Consider the following 16,589-nt stretch of genomic DNA (forward strand, 5'->3'; position numbering starts at 1 on the left):
TCCCAGCGCTTGATGGGCAAGCGCTGGAGCCTATTTTTCCTCTAACTGCGGCGGCGCCAGCCCAGCAGCCCTAGCCCCGCCGCCAGCAGCGCCAGCGCGAAGGGCGACAGCGCCGGGATGGCCGCCGCTCCGCCCGGCGCGGCCAGCACGGCCAAGCCGCCGGGGTCGGTGATGGTGCCGTCCTGCGCAGCGTCGGTGTCGCCCACGCCGCCGTCGGTCAGCGTGATCTCGATGGTGGTGGCGTTGATCCGCGCCATCGGGATCTGGTGCCAGCCCTGCGGGCCGTGCTTCCAGTACTCGGCGCTGGCGGGCACGTTGCCGGGGTACTGGATGCGCAGGGTGACGGCGTTCCCCAGGCCCACGTTCTCCAGCCTGAAGCCCACGATGCCGAAGGGGAAGGTGTAGCCCGGCATGGACGGCAGGCTCGCGCTCGCCGGGTCGTTGGCGAACATCGTTTGCGCAAACTGCGCCGAGGCCGTGAGCGGCACGGCGGCGGACTGCACGCTGACCGTCGCCGTGCCGCCCGGCACGGGGCCACTGATGAGCAGCGGCGGCAGGGCGTCATTGGTCAGCACAAAGGGCACCGTGCCCCCGCGTGGCTGGCGACGACCTGGTAGCTGCCCGCCGTGGCGTTGGCGGTAGCGGTGATGGCGGCTTCGCCGTTGCCGTCCGTCACCGCGGAGGCGGCGGACAGCGTGGCCGATGCGCCCGAGAGCGGTGCCGCGAAGCCGATGGCGGCGCCCACCAGGGGTGCGTTGTGCTCGTCCCGCAGGCGCACGCGCAGCGCCTGTGCGAAGACCGTGCCCACGGTGGCCGATTGCGGCGTGCCGCTGACGGCGATGAAGCTCCCCACCCCCGGCGCGGCGGTGTTGGCCAGCGCGAAGCTGGCGGTGTAGGCGCCCGACGTGGCCGTGACGGTGTAGGAGCCTGCGGTGCCATTGGCGGTGGCGGTGACGAAGGCTTCGCCGCTGGCGTCGGTCACCACGGACGTGGCGGACAGCGCCGCCGATGCGCCCGATGGCGGCACGGCGAAGGTCACCGTCTGCCCCGCCTGCACCACGCCATTGGCGCCGCGCAAGGTCATCTTGAGCGGCCAGGGGAAGACCGTGCCCACGGTGGCCGACTGCGGCGTGCCGTCGGTCGCGGCCAGGCCCGGCGCACAGGCTTGCGCATCGGGCACCACGCGCGCAAAGGGGTAGTTGGTGATGCCGGTGATGGCGATGTCGTCCACCTCCCAGCCTTCGGTGGTGGCGGCCGGGTCGGTGTGCACCACCCAGGCCAGGCGCACGGTTTGCCCGGCGTAGGCGGTGCCCAGGTTGACGGTGGCGGTGGCCAAGGCGGGCCAGCCTGGGCTTTGGCCCACGTAGGCCTGCTGGCCCTCGGCCGGGTTGCCACTGGCGCCGTTGATGGCGCCGGTATAGCCAGCGGCCGCGCTGGGCGCGTTGGTCCAGGTGGCGCCGTTATCGGTCGAGATCATCAGTTGGCCGCCGTCGTAGTTCGTGGTGCCGTCCTTCTCGAAGCGGTAGCGGTGCTTGAACGACACCACGAGGTTGCCCGCCCCCGCCTGCAGCGGCGGCGTGCGCATCCAGTGCGAGCCAGTGGCGGCGGGTGTGGCGCCCGCATAGAAGCGGCTGCCGATGCTGCCCTTGGCGCCCCAGGCGCTGGCGAAGGCCGGGTCCGTGCTGCCGAACTCCATGGCGCTGGCCACGGCCTCGGCGTCATCGGTGGCGGCGCGGTGGGCCCATTCGTCGCGGTGCAGGGGCACGTCCAGCGTGCGGTCGTCGGGCGTGGTGGGTTGGCTGCCGTAGGCCAGTTGGGCGGTGATGCGCGCCGCGCCGGGTGCCGTCATGCCGGAGAGCAGCACGCGCGCGGTCACGGTGACGGACGCGCCCGAAGTCACGCCGGGTACGGCCACGGGGCCATCGGGGAACGACAAGGCAGGGTCGTCGGCCGATAGCGTCACCGTGCCAGGGTTGGTGAATTCAAAGCCCCGGTTGCGCAGCGTGATTTGCACCACACCGGTTTCGCCGCTGTCGAGCACGGTATCGGCATCGCACATCACCGCACCCGACGCGGCCAGCGACAGTTGCAGGTCGGTGATTTCGAGCACGCCTACGGTTCCGTAGTTCTCCAACACGCCCGCGTTGGTGGTGGAGTAGCGGTCAGGCACCTGCGCCAGCGACCCCGCGCCACGCTTGGCAAAGGCGGCGGAGAAGCGGGCATGGTCAGCCGGATCCATGGCCAGTGCGGCGGCCAGCAGTGCGTCGCGCGCCTCGGTCAGCGTGGGGTTGACGGGGGTGAGCTTGTAGCCTGCCACCAGGTACTGCTTCATGCGGTCTTGCGCTTCCTGGAAGGGATGCGCACGGAGCAGGCTCACGTAGCACTCCCACAGCATGCTGGCCCAGACCTCGCCCATGTTGTGCACCTCGGCGTTGAGGCCGCCCGCGCTGGGGTTGCGCGGCGCACCGCCGGGCAGCGCCTGGCCATCGGTGATGTGGCGCAGCGTGAGCGGGTTCTTCGTCATGTCGGCCGAATAGGGGTAGCGGCGCATGCCGTAATAGGCTACGTCGGCGGCGTCCGTTCCGGCGCCGTTGGTCATGGCATGCCCTGCCATGGCGTAGGTGCCCGACCAGTTGGCGTTACTGGGTATGTTGATGTCCTGCGGTGCGGCCATCATCAGCAGCGCGTGGAAGTCGCCCCAGCCTTCGCCCAGGCCTCTGGCGTGGTTGGTGGTCAGGCCGCTGGCGTCGCCGATCAGGCGGTTGCTGATGAAGTGGCCCCACTCGTGGGCGATGACGGTGTTGTCCAGCGCGCTGCTGCGCTCGGCGCCACTGCCCTGCATGCGCAACGTGACGCCGCCGACGGCCAGCGCGGCGCGGTCAGCCTGCGCGACCATGATGGCCGCAATGGCCACGCTGGCGCCGGACGCGCCAGGGCCCATCGCCGTCGGCGCGCTCGCCAGGTTGTTCACGATGACGACGCCCGCCGCACCCGCCTGCTGCGCGTTCAGCACCTTGACGGAGAACTCGCAGTTGCCACGGTCTATGAGGGCGATCTTGTTGGTGAGGCTGGAGGCGTTGGTCAAGGGCGTGCAGCCGTCGGCCGGGGCTGCCACGGCCACATCGGCCGTGAGGTCGAACGCGAGCGGCCCGAATTGCGCACCGGCGGGAGGCTGGGTGAAAGTCACGCCGGCGGCACTGGCCTGCACGCCCCCCCGGTTGAGGAAGCGGTACATCTGCATGCGCGGCGGCGCGCCGTCCGCCGGGGTGGACATGTTGGCGTTGTTGGTGCCGCTGTAGTCCAGCGCCTCGGCGCGCATGGCATCGCCGTCCTGCCCGCCCCGGCCGAAGTTGTCGGCCTGGGCGTTGCCCGCGGCTTCGTCGAAGCCCGCGTCGTAGAACCAGTCGTGCAGCCAGTTGGTGGCGTAGAACAGGTTGACCACCGAGGCGTCGATCTGGCCCGGGTTCGCCTGCGGCCCCTGGTCCGGGTCGTAGACGTAGTCGAAAACGCCGGGCGCGGAAATGCTGGCGATGCGGTCGCCGCCTACGTTGAAGCCATCGGGCGCGGCCAGGTCGGCATAGGCATGCACGTTGTTGCCCTGGGTTTGCGTGGCACCGCTAGGTAGCCAGGGATCGTTGCGGGAGAACGGCGCGTTTTGCAGCGTCAACAGGTTGGGCGACGCCATGGGGGCGGCGTAGCCGTTGGGCGTGCCGGCGGGGTGGGGCGTTCCGTTGCGGCCCTGGGGGCCGGGCCAGGGCGTGTAGGGCGGCGTCGCGTCGGCGGGCACGCGGTAGCTGAAGTCGGCGTGCGCCGTCTGGTCGTGGCGCAGCAGCAGGCGGGCGTCGCTGCTGGCCACCACGTAGGCGTAGGCATGTTCCTGCCCCTCCTGCAGCACGCGCACTTCCACGTAGGTGGCGGCCACCAGCCCCTGGGGGAGGCGGAACCACACGGGTTTGGTGCGGGCGGACAGGAGCGTGGCACCGTCCTCGCCACTGGTCCCGCCGGGCAGCACCCACCACTGGTAGGCCCCCTGGGGTGCGCCGCTGGGCTGGAGCAGGTGCTCCACGGCGGCAAAGCCCCAGTCCTGCAAGGCGCGGGCCAGGGCGCCGGGGGCGGTGAGGGGCTGCGCGAGCGCCGCCTTGGGCTGGGGCGCCAGGGCGGTGCTGCCCAGGTAGCCACCGATGGCCGTGACCTGCCCCTCGGCGTCCAGCAGCACGGTGGCCTGCTCGCGGAAAACCTCGATGCCATCGCGCCGGCTGGTCAGGCGCACCAGGCGCGCGCCACCGGGCAGGGCTTGCACGTGGTGCAGCACGGCGGCGTCGGCCTCTTGCTCGGTGATGCCGTACAGGCCGGCCAGGGCTTTCAATTCGCCGCGCGCGGCGCTGGCGGGATCGGCGTTCGCGGGGCGCGACTTGGCCAGGGAAGGCCTCAATTGCACGAAGGTGGGCACGCCCAGCCGTTCCTCGCGCGAGAGGCTCTGCACCTGGACGGGCAAGGCCTGGGCGGCCTTGCGCTGCACTGCGGGGGGCCTCTCCCAGGGCGTCGATGGGCGCAAGCTCGCGGGCGTGGGCAAGCGGCAGTGTCAGGACAGCGGCGCACAGCAGTGCGCGGCCCCAGGAGCCCCAGATAGGTGAGTGCATGGCGTTTGAACTATGGGTTTGATAGCTGCCTGCGCTTGCCAGGCAAGGGCTAAAGCCCAAAAACACTCAAACCAAGCCCACGCGGCCAAACAATGTTAACGGAATGTGACTTTTCGCAACATCCCTGAAATTGGGTAATTTGCGGTCTGCCGCCGCCCGCATGTTCAGGATGCCGACGCGACGCGCTGAAGCAGCAACTGCCGCACCGATTCAGGGATGGGCGCGGGCTTGCGGGCCGCGCGGTCGATGAACACGATGCCGGTCTTGCCGCGCGCGATCTCGCGGCACTGGGTCTTCTCCGTCATGCGGAAGACGAGGTCGAAGCCGTAGCGGTTGAAGTCTTGCGGCGCCATCTCCACGCGCAGCGTCTCGCCGTGGAAGGCCTCGGACTTGTATTGGGCGACCATGTCGCCCACCACGGTGGCAAGGCCCGCCACATCGGCCTCCGGGTAGCCCAGGGAGCGGAAAAAGCGCACGCGCGCCTCGGAAACGAGGCTGAGCAGCTGCGCGTTGTCCAGGTGCCCGCCCTGGTTGACGTGGCTGATGTAGACCTGCAGCTCGGTGGCGAAGCCGAAATGGGCGGGAAGGTCGAAGACGACGCGGGCCATGGAGAGGGGTGTTTTCTAGAGCGCCTTGCGCAGGTTGGCGGGCGCGATCTTGAGCGCCTCGCGGTACTTGGCCACGGTGCGGCGTGCGCACTCGATACCCTGTTCCTTGAGCATGTCGGCGATCTGGCTGTCCGACAGGGGCTTGTGCGGGTTCTCGGCGGCCACGAACTGCTTGATGAGCGCGCGCACGGCCGTGCTGGAGGCGTTGCCGCCGGTCTCGGTGCCCAGGCCGGAGCCGAAGAAATACTTCAGCTCGAACGTGCCCTGCGGCGTGGCCATGTACTTGGCGGTGGTCACCCGGCTGATGGTGGACTCGTGCAGGCCCAGCTCGTCGGCGATGTCGCGCAGCACCAGCGGGCGCATGGCCAGCTCGCCGTGGACGAAGAAGTTCTTCTGCCGCTCGACGATGGCGGTGGAGACGCGCAGGATGGTGTCGAAGCGCTGCTGGATGTTCTTGATGAACCAGCGCGCCTCCTGCAGGCGCTGCTGCAGCGCCTGGTGGCCTTCGCTGCCGCGCCCGCCACGCAGCGCTCCGGCGTAGATGTCGTGCACGCGCAGGCGGGGCATCACGTCGGGGTTGAGCTGCACGCTGAAGCGCTGCTGCGCGCCGCGCCCGGTTTTGCGCACGATGACGTCGGGCACGATGATGTTGCGGTCCACGTCGGCGAAGCGCCGGCCGGGGCGCGGCTCCAGCCGCGCGATGAGCGCCATGGCGGCGCGCGTCACGTCTTCGCTGCTGCCGGCGGCCTGGGCCAGGCGGCGCACGTCGCGCTTGGCCAGCAACTCCAGCGGCTGGCGGCAGATGGCGAGCGCGGCCTGGATCACGGCCGGGTCGCCCTCCTCGTCCTGGTCCATCGCACGCAGCTGCAGCGCCAGGCATTCGGCCAGGTTGCGCGCGCCTACGCCGGCGGGCTCCAGGCTTTGCAGCAGGCCCAGGGCGACGGTGAAGCGGTGCACCAGCTCGTCCACCTGCTCGGGGTCTTCGGTGCCGGCCAGGCTCTGCGCGAGGGATTCGAGCGGCTCGTCGAGGTAACCGTCGTCGTTCAGCGATTCGATGAGGAAGCGCAGCGCGGCGCAGTCCACCTCCGACAGACGCAGCGAGAGCGCCTGGCGGTGCAGATGGTCGGTGAGCGATTCGTGGCTGCGGGCGAGCTCCGTGGCGTCCACCTCGTCGCCATCGCCGCTGGAAGATCCGGTGCGCGCGGGGGCATCGCCGCCCCACTCGCCGTCGTCGGGGGCCATCTCGACGGTGCCGTCGCCCTCCCAGTCCGGGGAGGGTTCAGGTTCATTTGGGGCTTCAGCGCTTGCTGGCTCAGCGCTGGCAGCTCCTGAATAAGAAGCATCTTCGTCGGCACTGGCGGGCGCATCGGCCTGGGCGATGCCGAACTCCTCGCGCGGCGCCTCATCCTGCGCCACCTCCAGGAAGGGGTTGTCGCCGAGCATCTGCTCGACTTCCTGCGCCAGCTCCAGCGTGGAGAGCTGCAGCAGCCGGATCGACTGCTGCAACTGCGGCGTGAGCGCCAGATGCTGCGAGACACGCAGCGACAGGCTGGGTTTCATCACATCCTGAAGTGTTCGCCGAGATAGACGCGGCGCACTTCAGCGTTATCGACAATTTCGGACGGCGTGCCCTGCGCGAGCACCTGGCCGTCGCTGATGATGAAGGCGTGGTCGCAGATGCCCAGGGTCTCGCGCACGTTGTGGTCGGTGATGAGCACGCCGATGCCGCGCTCCTTGAGGAAGCCGATGATGCGCTGGATCTCGATCACGGCGATGGGGTCGATGCCCGCGAAGGGCTCGTCCAGCAGGATGAAGCGCGGCTGCGTGGCCAGCGCCCGGGCGATTTCCACGCGCCTGCGCTCGCCGCCCGACAGCGCCAGCGCGGGCGATTCGCGCAGGTGCTGCACGCGCAGTTCTTCGAGCAGCGCGGTGAGGCGGCGCTCGATCTCGGCGCGCGCCAGGGAGCGGCCGGCCTCGTCCTTCTGCAGCTCCAGCACGGCCCGCACGTTCTCTTCGACGTTGAGCTTGCGGAAGATCGAGGCCTCCTGCGGCAGGTAGGACAGCCCCAGGCGCGAGCGCCGGTGGATGGGCATGTGGGTGACGTCCTGGCCGTCGATGCGGATGCTGCCGCCGTCGCTGCGCACCAGGCCCACGATCATGTAGAACGACGTGGTCTTGCCCGCGCCGTTGGGGCCGAGCAGGCCCACCACCTCGCCCTTTTGCACCGCCACCGACACGTCCTTGACCACCTTGCGGCTGCCGTAGGACTTCTGCAGGTGCCAGGCTTCCAGGCGGCTGCCGTTTCCGGCATCCGTGGCGTGCGCCGCGGGCGCCTGTGCCTCGTGCGCGGCCATCACTTCGCGCCGCCGCCCAGTTCGGGGCTGGAACGCAGCGCGGGCGCGTCGGCGGGTGCCGGCGCGGGCTGCGCGCCGGAGGCGGGTTCCTTGGGCGAGAGCACGGCGCGGATGCGCCCGCCGGGCGTGCCCGCGCTGGTGCCGGCCGGCGCGGTCTTCTGGCCGTCCACGGTGAAGACGTCCGTGAGGTTGTTGTAGACGATGAGCGCGCCGGCCAGCTCGTCGGTCAGCGTGGCCTCGCGGTAGCGGCGCAGCTCGGCGCGGCGGATGAGCCGCACCTTGTCGGCGCGGCCGTCGTATTCGATGAGCTCGCCCTCGCCCTCGACGAATTCGTCGGGCGCGCCGGGCGCGGTGTCGCGCTTCTGGCGGAAGAAGGCGCGCTTGCCCTGCTCCGCCGTCACCACGCCGTACTGGAAGCCGTCGGCGTCCTGGCGCACTTCGAGCTGCGCGCCGCGCAGCACGATGGTGCCCTTGGTCATGACCACGCGGCCGGAGAACACGCTGGTCTGCTTGAGCTCATCGTGGCGCAGCGCGTCGGCCTCGATGTTCATGGGCTTGTTGCGGTCGGCCTTCTCGGCACGGGCGCCCCACGAGGCACAGGCCAGCGCGCAGAGCAGGAGGAGCGGGAGCAGTCGTTTTCTCATAGGGCACGAATCTTGCGGTCCATTGTACTGACGCATGCGCCCCAGCTTCTAAAAAGACAAAGCGCGCCCCGGGGGCGCGCTCGTGTAGCGGAAACGGGCAGTCAACCCTTGCGCGCCTGCGACGCCAAGTATTCCACCACCTGCAGCACGCTCTGCATGTTGCCGGCCATGGTGCCGTCGGTGTAGTAGCGGCCCGCCACGCCCATGGAGGGCACGCCCTCGACCTGGTAGGCGTCCTGCAACTGCGAGGCCTTGCGCACCTGGTTGGAGACGGTGAAGGAGTTGTAGACCTCCTTGAACTTCGCCACGTCCACGCCTTGCTTGCCGATCCAGTCGAAGATCAGGTCGTCCTTGTTCAGAGGCAGCCGCTCCACGTGCACGGCGCGGAACACCTTGGCGTGCAGTTCGGGCAGCTTGCCCATCCCTTCGAGCGTGTAGTAGAGCTTCTGCTGGGGCACGAAGCTGGAATTGAACGCCACGGGCACGCGGCGGATGTGCAGCTCCTTGGGCGCGGACTTGATCCAGGCCTCCAGCGTGGGCTCGAAGGCGTTGCAGTGCCCGCAGCTGTACCAGAAGAACTCGATCACCTCGACCTTGCCGACGGGTGCTTCCGATGCCACGGGCTTGCCGAGCTTGGCGTAGTCCTTGCCCTCCTTGAACTGGCGGGCCTGCGCGAAAGCGGGCGCAGCCATCGGCAGGCTCAAGGCAGCGGCGGCGGCCGTCGTTGCGGTGGACAGGGAGAACTCGCGGCGTTTCATTTGATAGGTCACTCCGATGGAAGGAAGGCTGTGTGAACCAGCCCATGACGAAAAGTTTCAGCGCTGCACCCGCACGAGGGCGGAATCCACGCCCGCGCCGTCGAGCTTTTCCTTCAGGGATTCGGCGTCGTCGCGTTTGGCGAAAGGCCCCACGCGCACGCGAAAGACCGTGCGGCCGTTCTGTTCGCGCTCGCTCACGCGCGCCTCCCAGCCGAGCATGGCCAGCTTGGCGCGCTGCGCGTCGGCATCCTGCTGGGTGCGGAAGGCCCCCGCCTGGATGAAGTAGTCGAACGGATCGGCGCCCGTGGTGGGCGCGGGCGGCGGCGGTGCGGCCGCGGCCTTCGCGCGGGCTAGGTCACCCAGCGGATCAGCCGACTGCGCCGGCCGGCTGGCCGCGGCGGTGGGTGCCGCGGGCGTCGCAGTCACTGCGGGCGCCGGCGCGGGAGCGGCGGCCATGCTACTGGCGGGCGCCTGGGGCGCGGAGGCCGGGGCGGCGGGCCGCGCCGGGTTCTTGCCGTACAGCGGCGCGTTCGGGTCCCAGTTCTTGTTGCGCTGGGCCTCGGCCGCGTCCTGCTCGGGGGCGCGCGGGGCGTTCTTGTTGAGGAACGGCACGGGCACCTTGGTCACGTAGACGGCCACCGCCAGCGCGGCACCGAGCCCGACGATCATCCCCAGGATGAACCCCACGATGGTGCCGCCGCGTTGCTGCTTCTTCATATCAGTGATCACTTACATTCTGGCTGGCGCCGACACGCCCAGCACCGCCAGGCCATTGTGCAATACCTGCGCGGTGGCGGCGACCAGGGCCAGGCGCGCGCGCTTGACGCGCTCGTCATCCACCAGGATGCGCTCGGCGTCGTAGTAGCTGTGGTACGCGGCCGCCAGGTCGCGCAGGTAGAAGGTCACGTCGTGCGGCGCGTTGCCCTGCGCGGCCGCCGTGAGCATCTCGGGGTACTTGGCCAGCAGCAGCATGAGAGCCTGGGCCTGGGGGCCGTCGAGCGCGGCCAGGTCCACGTCCCGCAGTTCGGCCACGTCGTAGGACTCGCGCCAGCCGCGCAGCACCGAGCAGATGCGCGCGTGGGCGTACTGCACGTAGTAGACCGGGTTGTCGTTGTTCTGCGCCACCGCCAGGTCGACGTCGAAGGTGTATTCGGTGTCGGGCTTGCGCGAGAGCAGGAAGAAGCGCACCGCGTCCTTGCTGGTCCACTCGATCAGGTCGCGCAGCGTGACGTAGCTGCCCGCGCGCTTGCTGATCTTCACCTCCTCGCCGTTGCGCACCACGCGCACCATGGTGTGCAGCACGTAGTCGGGATAGCCCTGGGGAATGCCAACTTGGGCCGCCTGCAGCCCGGCGCGCACGCGCGCGATGGTGCCGTGGTGGTCCGTTCCTGGATGTTGACCACCTTGGCGAAGCCGCGCTGGAACTTCTGGATGTGGTAGGCCACGTCGGGCACGAAATAGGTATAGGTGCCGTCCTGCTTGCGCATGACGCGGTCCTTGTCGTCGCCGTAGTCGGTGGACTTGAGCCACAGCGCGCCGTCCTGCTGGTAGGTCTTGCCGTTGGCGACCAGGCGCTGCACGGTGGCGTCCACGTGGCCGTTGGCGTAGAGGCTGGACTCCAGGTAGTACTGGTCGAACTTCAGGTTGAACGCCTGCAGGTCCTTGTCCTGCTCGTTGCGCAGGTAGGCCACGGCGAACTGGCGGATGTTGTCGTAGTCCTCCACGTCGCCGTTGGCCGAGAACTCGCGGTCGTCGGCCTTCACCGTTTCCTTGTTCAGGAAGGCCTGGGCGATGTCGGCGATGTAGTCGCCGTTGTAGAAGTTCTTGGCCAGCGGGTTGTCCGCATCGGTGGGCCAGCAGGCGTCGCCGGGCTTGAAGCCCTTGGCGCGCAGCTGCGTGCTCTTGGTGAGCGTGTCGATCTGCACGCCCGCGTCGTTGTAATAGAACTCGCGGTGCACGCGCCAGCCCTGGGTGGCGTAGAGGTTGCTGATGGCGTCGCCGATCGCGGCCTGGCGGCCGTGGCCCACGTGCAGCGGGCCTGTGGGGTTGGCCGAGACGAATTCGACCAGCACCTTCTCGCCTCGGTCGCCCTGGAAGCCGAAGCGTGCGCCCTGCGCCAGCACCTCGCGCACGATCTGCTGCTTGGCGGCGGGCTTGAGCCGAATGTTCAGGAAGCCCGGGCCGGCGATCTCGATGGCCTGCACCCATTGGCCGAAGGCGGGCGTGGCTTCCAGCGCGGCCTTGAGCTGCTCGCCGAGGGCACGGGGGTTCTGCTGCAGCGGCTTGGCCAGCTGCATGGCCGCGGTGCACGCGAAGTCGCCGTGCGCGGCCACCTTGGGGTTCTCGAAAGCGGCACGTGCGCCCGCGCCGGGCGACAATTTTTCCAGCTCGCCGGCCAGCGCCGCGAGCAATTCCTGTTTGACGGAGAGCATGGGGCGGGATTCTACGGGGCGGCCCGTCATCCAAAACCGCGGCCCCGGCGTTATGCTGGACAGCCCCTCGGGGCTCTCATCATCCACTCTTGCAGGAGCACTCCATGAAGAAACTGCTTCCCCTGCTGGCCGCCGCCAGCCTCGCCTTCGCCTCCTCGTTCGCCGTACAGGCCGCCGAGGGAGACGCGGCCGCCAAGAAGGCGCCCACGGCCCAGCAAAACAAGATGAAGACCTGCAATGCCGAGGCCGGGGAGAAGAACCTCAAGGGCGACGAGCGCAAGGCCTTCATGAAGGAGTGCCTCTCGGCCAACAAGCAAGCCAAGCAGCAGGACAAGATGAAGGCCTGCAACGCCGACCCCAAGGCCAAGACCCTCAAGGGCGATGAGCGCAAGGCCTTCATGAAGGAATGCCTGAGCGCCCAGCCCGCCGCCTGACACGCGGCCCGTCCGGCACACCAGCCCCGCTAGTGCGGGGCTTTTTGTCAGCGCGTCCCCACGCCCCGGGCCAGGAAGACGGCCAGCAGGGGGATCACGGCGAGCAGGTGCGCCTCGATCATCACCAGCCGGCGCGTGGCGCGCACCTCGTGCTCCGGCGGCAGCGCCCCCGTGGCGCGCAGCTGGCGGCGCCAGCGCAGGAAGCGCACCGTGGGGCCGATGGACATGAGCCCGATCACCACGAACAGCGTGACCTTGGCGTGCAGCAGCGGCTGCGACCAGTACCACCCCGCGCCTTTCATGCCCCACCACGTGCGCGCCAGGCCCGTGGCCAGCAGCGCCAGCGCGGAGATGCCGTAGAGCAGGTCCACGCGCGCCAGCCGCTCGACCACGGCGGCGCTCATCCATTCCTGGCGGCACAGCGCGGCCTCGCTGGCCAGGAAGGTGGCGGTCATGAGGATGGCCAGGATGTGGGCGTAGGCCAGCAGGGCTTCGGTGGTCATGGGGCGGTCTTCGGCATGAAGGGAGCGTGCGATGCCGCGCATCCTATGCCAGCGCCCGCTACGGCGCCAGCGCATGCCGATGTTGAGAACAATTCCTATTTGAATCTCTACAATGGCGCTCCCATGACCGCTCCATCGCCCTCCGCGCCGCCCATGCTGCACGCCCGGCAGCTCTTTGCCAGCCACCACGGCTGGCTGGTCGCGCGGCTGCAGGCGCGGCTGCGCTGCACGGCCGATGCGCAGGACGTGGCCTCCGAGACCTTCCTGCGCGTGCTGGCCTCGCGGCACCTGGGCGCGGTGCAGGAGCCGCGCGCCTTCCTCACCACCATCGCCAAGCGCCTGCTGTTCACGCTGTGGCGCCGCCGCGCGCTGGAGCAGGCCTACCTGGAGACGCTGGCGCTGCACCCCGAGGAGTTCGCGCCCTCGCCCGAGGACCGGGCCGTGCTGCTGGAAACGCTGGACTACATCGCCCAGGCGCTGGACGGCCTGCCGCTCAAGGCGCGGCAGGCCTTCGTGCTCAGCCAGATCCACGGGCTGGGCTACCACGCGATCGCAGGGCAGCTCGGCATCTCGCACAGCACCGTGCGCCGCCACATGGCCGAGGGCTTCCGCCGCATCGCCATGGCGCTGGCGCAGCAGGAGGCCGGCGTGGCCGCCCCGGCGCGTCGCACGTGAGCGGCGCCCCGCTCGACGAGGCCACCGAAGCCGCCATCGGCTGGCTGGTGGTGCTCCACTCCGGCGCCGTGACCGCCGCCGACCGCGCCGGGTTCGATGCCTGGCTGGCCGCCCAGCCCGGCCACCGCAGCGCCTGGGAGCGGCTGGCCGGCCCGCTGGACAATGCGCTGCACGGCGCCCGCGCCGCCGCCGCACGCACGCCAGGCACTCCCGGCGCCCTGGGCAACGCGCTGGCCCGCGCCGAGGCCGGCCTGCGCCAGCGCCGCCGCCTGCTGCTCGGCACGCTGGGCCTGGGCGGCGTGGCCGCCGGGGCGGCGCTGTTGCTGGCCGAGCGGCACGCCCCGCTCGCCCAGTGGGCCGCCGACCTGCGCACCGGCACCGGCGAGCGGCGCGGCTTCGCGCTGCCCGACGGCAGCACCGTCACGCTCGACGCGCGCTCGGCCGCCGACCTCGACTTCGGCCCCGGCCGCCGCACCGTCACGCTGCGCCAGGGCGCCTTGCTCGCCGAAGCCGCACCCGCCGGCCGGCACGGCGGCGCGCCCTTCGTCGTGCGCACGACCCACGGGCAGGTGCGCGCACTGGGCACGCGCTTCATCGTGCGCCTGCACGAGGCCGACAGCTACGTGGGCATGCTGGAACACCGCAGCGAAGTCACCGCCGTCGGCGGCCAGCGCCTGGAACTGGCCGAGGGCCAGGGCGCGCGCTTCGGCCCGCAGGGCGTGGTGCCCGGTACCCTGGCGCCCCAGACCGCCTCCGCTTGGCGGCGCGGCCTGCTGGAAGCGCACGACCTGCCGCTGGGCGAGGTGATCGACGCCCTGCGCGCCTACCGCACCGGCTTCGTCCGCATCGCCCCCGGGCCGCCGCGCTGCGCGTCTACGGCAGCTACGACCTCGACGACACCGACCGCGCCCTCGCCGCGCTGGCCGAAACGCTGCCCATCGAGGTGCGGGTCTTCCGGCAAGGGTGGCTGGTCACGATCGAGTGAGCACGCCGCAGACTCATAGCCCAAATGGCCTCTAGCGCTTTACCAGCAAGCGCGAGCAGCTATACATAACATAGCTTTCATGCAACGCCGCCACCGCAGGCGCGCAAAAAGATGAACACTTTTGCGCGCTCGCGCGACAAGCCTCGGAACCCCTTCGTCACGCACCCGCCTTCCGAGGACTGCCATGCCATCCACGCCACCCCTTTGCCCGCCGCGCGCCCTGGCCGCGGCCGCCCTGCTCGCCTGCGCCATCGCCGCGCATGCGCAAGCGCCCCGCAGCTACGACCTGCCCGCCCAGCCGCTGGGCAGCACGCTCGCCCGCATCGCCGCCGACAGCGGCCAGCAGATCAGCATCGACGCCGCCTTGGTGCGCGGCCGCACCGCCCCGGCCGTGCAGGGCCGCTACACGGCCGAGCAGGCCGCCCGCGCCGCGCTGGCGGGCAGCGGGCTGGAACTGGTGCGCACGGACAACGGCAACTGGGCGCTGCGGCGTGCTGCGGCCGCCACGGCAGGCACCGCCAGCGCGCAGGTATCCACTGCGGCCGCGCTGCCCACGGTGACGGTTACGGGCGCAGCGATCCATGAGACGGCGTACGGCCCCGTGGGCGGCTTCGTCGCCACGCGCAGCGCCACGGCCACCAAGACCGACACGCGGCTGTTCGAAACCGCGCAGTCGATCAGCGTGGTGCCGCGCGAGCAGATCCAGGCCCAGGCGGCGGACTCCCTGGACCAGGCGCTGGAATACACGGCCGGCGTCTCCAAGTTCGAGGGCGGCGGAACGCGGAGCGCGGGCACGCGGATCTCCGTGCGCGGCTTCAACACGACGGGCACCGAGGCGCTGTACCTCGACGGGAGCAAATTCCCCGCCAACTCCCTCAGCGGCTCCCTGGAGCCGTACCACTTCGAGCGCATCGAGCTGCTCAAGGGCCCGGCCTCGATCATGTACGGCCAGGGCACGCCCGGCGGCATCATCAATCTGGTGAGCAAGCGCCCGACGGCCGCGCCCCTGCGGGAGGTGGAAGTACAGGCCGGCAGCTGGAGCCGCAAGCAGGTCGCCGTGGACCTCGGCGGTCCCGTGACGGAGGACGGCCGCATCCGCTACCGCCTGACGGGCCTGCAGCGCGACAGCGAGAGCATGATCCGGCAGAACCCCAACGACAGGACGTCGCTGTCCGCTGCGCTGGACTGGCAACTGACCGACGCCACGCTGCTGACCCTGCTGGGCGCGTACGACACGGCCCATGCCGCGTTCGATCCGGGCAAGCCCCTGGACGGCACCCTGCTGCCGAACCCCGCCGGCAGGATTTCGCGCCACCTGTTCGTCGGAGAGCCGGGCACCAACCGGCACGACAGCCAGGGCACCCGCCTGGGCTACCAGCTGGAGCACGCCTTCAACGGAGCCTGGAAATTCCGCCAGAACCTGCTGGCCTACGACTACGACATCGACTCGGACTACGTCGCCGTATACCCCCGCGTCGCCGCGGCGACGCCCCGGCTGGCCCAGCGCTACGCCGTCTTGCGCACCGACGGCGACAAGGGCGCCAGCCTCGACAACCAGCTGCACGGCAAGGTGCGGCACGGCCGCTTCGAACACACCCTCCTGTTCGGGCTGGACTGGAGGCAGAGCCACTTCGAGCGCACCCAGCGTTTCGGCACCGTGTCGCCGCTCGACCTGTTCTCGCCGGCCTATGGCGCACCCATCTCCGGCACCGCCCGCAGCGGCGAAGACCGCTCCCGGCAGTTGGGCTTGTACGCGCAGGACCAGATCAAGTTCGACGGGCGCTGGATCGCCGTGATCGGCGGCCGCTACGACGCCACCCGCTACGACGAGGGCGCTGGCACGCCGGCCGACAAGGCCCACGCCTTCACGCCGCGGCTGGGCCTGATGTACCTGGCGGGCAACGGCATCGCGCCCTACTACAGCTACAGCCGCTCCTTCCAGCCGACGGCGGGCACGGACTTCCACCTCAACCGCCTCCAGCCCACGACCGGAACGCAGCATGAAATCGGTGTGAAGTACGAACCGCAGGGCATGGACGCATCGGTCACGGTCGCCGCCTATGAGATCAAGCAGCGCAACGTGCTGACCAGCGATCCCGACCACGCGGGGTATCTGGTGCAGACGGGCGAGGTGCGCTCGCGCGGCGTGGAGGTCGAAGGCCGCGCCGAAATCGGCCGGCACTGGAGCCTCGTCGCCGCGCTGGCCGTGACCGATGCCAAGATCACCGCCAGCAACGCGGGCGACGTGGGCGCCCGCCCCGCCTCGGTGCCGCGCACCACCGCGTCGCTCTGGGTGGACTACCAGTTGCCGGCCGCTCCCGGCCTCAGCCTGGGCCTGGGCGTGCGGCGCGTGGGCGAGCAGGAGGTGAGCCGCATGGCCGTGCCGTCCTTCACCGTCTACGACGCCGCCGTGCGCTACCAGTGGGACCGGTGGCAGTTCGCCTTGAACCTCAAGAACCTGGCGGACAAGACCTATGTCGCCGCCTGCTCCAGCGTCTGCTACTACGGGGACGAGCGCAACTTCACCCTGACGGCGCGCTACCGCTGGTAGCGGGC

At 70.2% G+C, this 16,589-nt stretch carries 13 protein-coding genes and 1 pseudogene; 4 read left to right on the forward strand and 10 right to left on the reverse strand.

Annotated features, from left to right (window positions below):
• Positions 1–41: 41 nt before the first annotated feature.
• From AAG689_RS19965 to argS, 9 genes and pseudogenes are all read right to left on the reverse strand, one after another.
• Positions 42–575 (reverse strand): IPTL-CTERM sorting domain-containing protein, encoded by a 534-nt coding sequence (locus AAG689_RS19965; RefSeq protein ID WP_406623454.1) that lies wholly within the window; start codon positions 573–575, stop codon positions 42–44.
• The gene (locus tag AAG689_RS19970) at positions 569–4,519 is read right to left on the reverse strand and encodes a M36 family metallopeptidase (RefSeq protein WP_406623455.1); all 3,951 of its coding nucleotides are present in this window, start codon (positions 4,517–4,519) and stop codon (positions 569–571) included. The genes AAG689_RS19965 and AAG689_RS19970 overlap by 7 nt, the downstream gene beginning before the upstream one ends.
• Positions 4,520–4,804: 285 nt before the next feature.
• Positions 4,805–5,248, reverse strand: coding sequence for an acyl-CoA thioesterase (locus AAG689_RS19975; RefSeq protein WP_406623456.1), 444 nt, complete (start codon positions 5,246–5,248; stop codon positions 4,805–4,807).
• Positions 5,249–5,263: 15 nt separating this feature from the next.
• Positions 5,264–6,808 (reverse strand): RNA polymerase factor sigma-54, encoded by a 1,545-nt coding sequence (locus AAG689_RS19980; RefSeq protein ID WP_406623457.1) that lies wholly within the window; start codon positions 6,806–6,808, stop codon positions 5,264–5,266.
• Positions 6,808–7,602 carry an LPS export ABC transporter ATP-binding protein gene (gene lptB / locus AAG689_RS19985; RefSeq protein ID WP_406623458.1) on the reverse strand — a complete coding sequence of 265 codons (795 nt, stop codon included), beginning with the start codon at positions 7,600–7,602 and terminating at the stop codon, positions 6,808–6,810. The genes AAG689_RS19980 and lptB overlap by 1 nt, the downstream gene beginning before the upstream one ends.
• Positions 7,602–8,246: a lipopolysaccharide transport periplasmic protein LptA gene (gene lptA / locus AAG689_RS19990; RefSeq protein WP_020227885.1), complete on the reverse strand. Its 645-nt coding sequence runs from the start codon at positions 8,244–8,246 to the stop codon at positions 7,602–7,604. The genes lptB and lptA overlap by 1 nt, the downstream gene beginning before the upstream one ends.
• Before the next feature lie 101 nt (positions 8,247–8,347).
• On the reverse strand, positions 8,348–9,004 hold the full coding sequence (locus tag AAG689_RS19995; protein WP_406623459.1) for a thiol:disulfide interchange protein DsbA/DsbL: 657 nt from the start codon (positions 9,002–9,004) through the stop codon (positions 8,348–8,350).
• A 57-nt stretch (positions 9,005–9,061) separates the two neighbouring features.
• The gene (locus AAG689_RS20000; RefSeq protein ID WP_406623460.1) at positions 9,062–9,721 is read right to left on the reverse strand and encodes an SPOR domain-containing protein; all 660 of its coding nucleotides are present in this window, start codon (positions 9,719–9,721) and stop codon (positions 9,062–9,064) included.
• 12 nt (positions 9,722–9,733) lie between these two features.
• Positions 9,734–11,436 (reverse strand): annotated as a pseudogene (gene argS, locus AAG689_RS20005) (arginine--tRNA ligase).
• A 104-nt stretch (positions 11,437–11,540) separates the two neighbouring features.
• Between argS and AAG689_RS20010 the strand changes: the two are divergent.
• Complete coding sequence (locus AAG689_RS20010) at positions 11,541–11,870, forward strand: PsiF family protein (protein ID WP_406623461.1); 330 nt, start codon at positions 11,541–11,543, stop codon at positions 11,868–11,870.
• Between the two features lie 47 nt (positions 11,871–11,917).
• Here AAG689_RS20010 and AAG689_RS20015 read toward each other — a convergent pair whose 3' ends face one another.
• Positions 11,918–12,373 carry a DUF2214 family protein gene (locus tag AAG689_RS20015; RefSeq protein WP_406623462.1) on the reverse strand — a complete coding sequence of 152 codons (456 nt, stop codon included), beginning with the start codon at positions 12,371–12,373 and terminating at the stop codon, positions 11,918–11,920.
• Positions 12,374–12,496: 123 nt separating this feature from the next.
• Between AAG689_RS20015 and AAG689_RS20020 the strand changes: the two genes are divergently transcribed.
• The 3 genes from AAG689_RS20020 to AAG689_RS20030 all read left to right on the forward strand — a co-directional run bounded on the left by AAG689_RS20020 (position 12,497) and on the right by AAG689_RS20030 (position 16,584).
• Positions 12,497–13,048, forward strand: coding sequence for a sigma-70 family RNA polymerase sigma factor (locus tag AAG689_RS20020; RefSeq protein WP_406623463.1), 552 nt, complete (start codon positions 12,497–12,499; stop codon positions 13,046–13,048).
• Positions 13,045–14,052 carry a FecR family protein gene (locus tag AAG689_RS20025; RefSeq protein WP_406623464.1) on the forward strand — a complete coding sequence of 336 codons (1,008 nt, stop codon included), beginning with the start codon at positions 13,045–13,047 and terminating at the stop codon, positions 14,050–14,052. The genes AAG689_RS20020 and AAG689_RS20025 overlap by 4 nt, the downstream gene beginning before the upstream one ends.
• A 165-nt stretch (positions 14,053–14,217) precedes the next feature.
• Entirely contained in the window at positions 14,218–16,584 is a 2,367-nt protein-coding gene (locus AAG689_RS20030; protein WP_406623465.1) for a TonB-dependent siderophore receptor, read from the forward strand.
• The last annotated feature ends 5 nt before the right edge of the window (positions 16,585–16,589 follow it).

The organism is Acidovorax sp. SDU_ACID1, from assembly GCF_045291395.1.
Lineage (GTDB): Bacteria > Pseudomonadota > Gammaproteobacteria > Burkholderiales > Burkholderiaceae_C > MR-S7.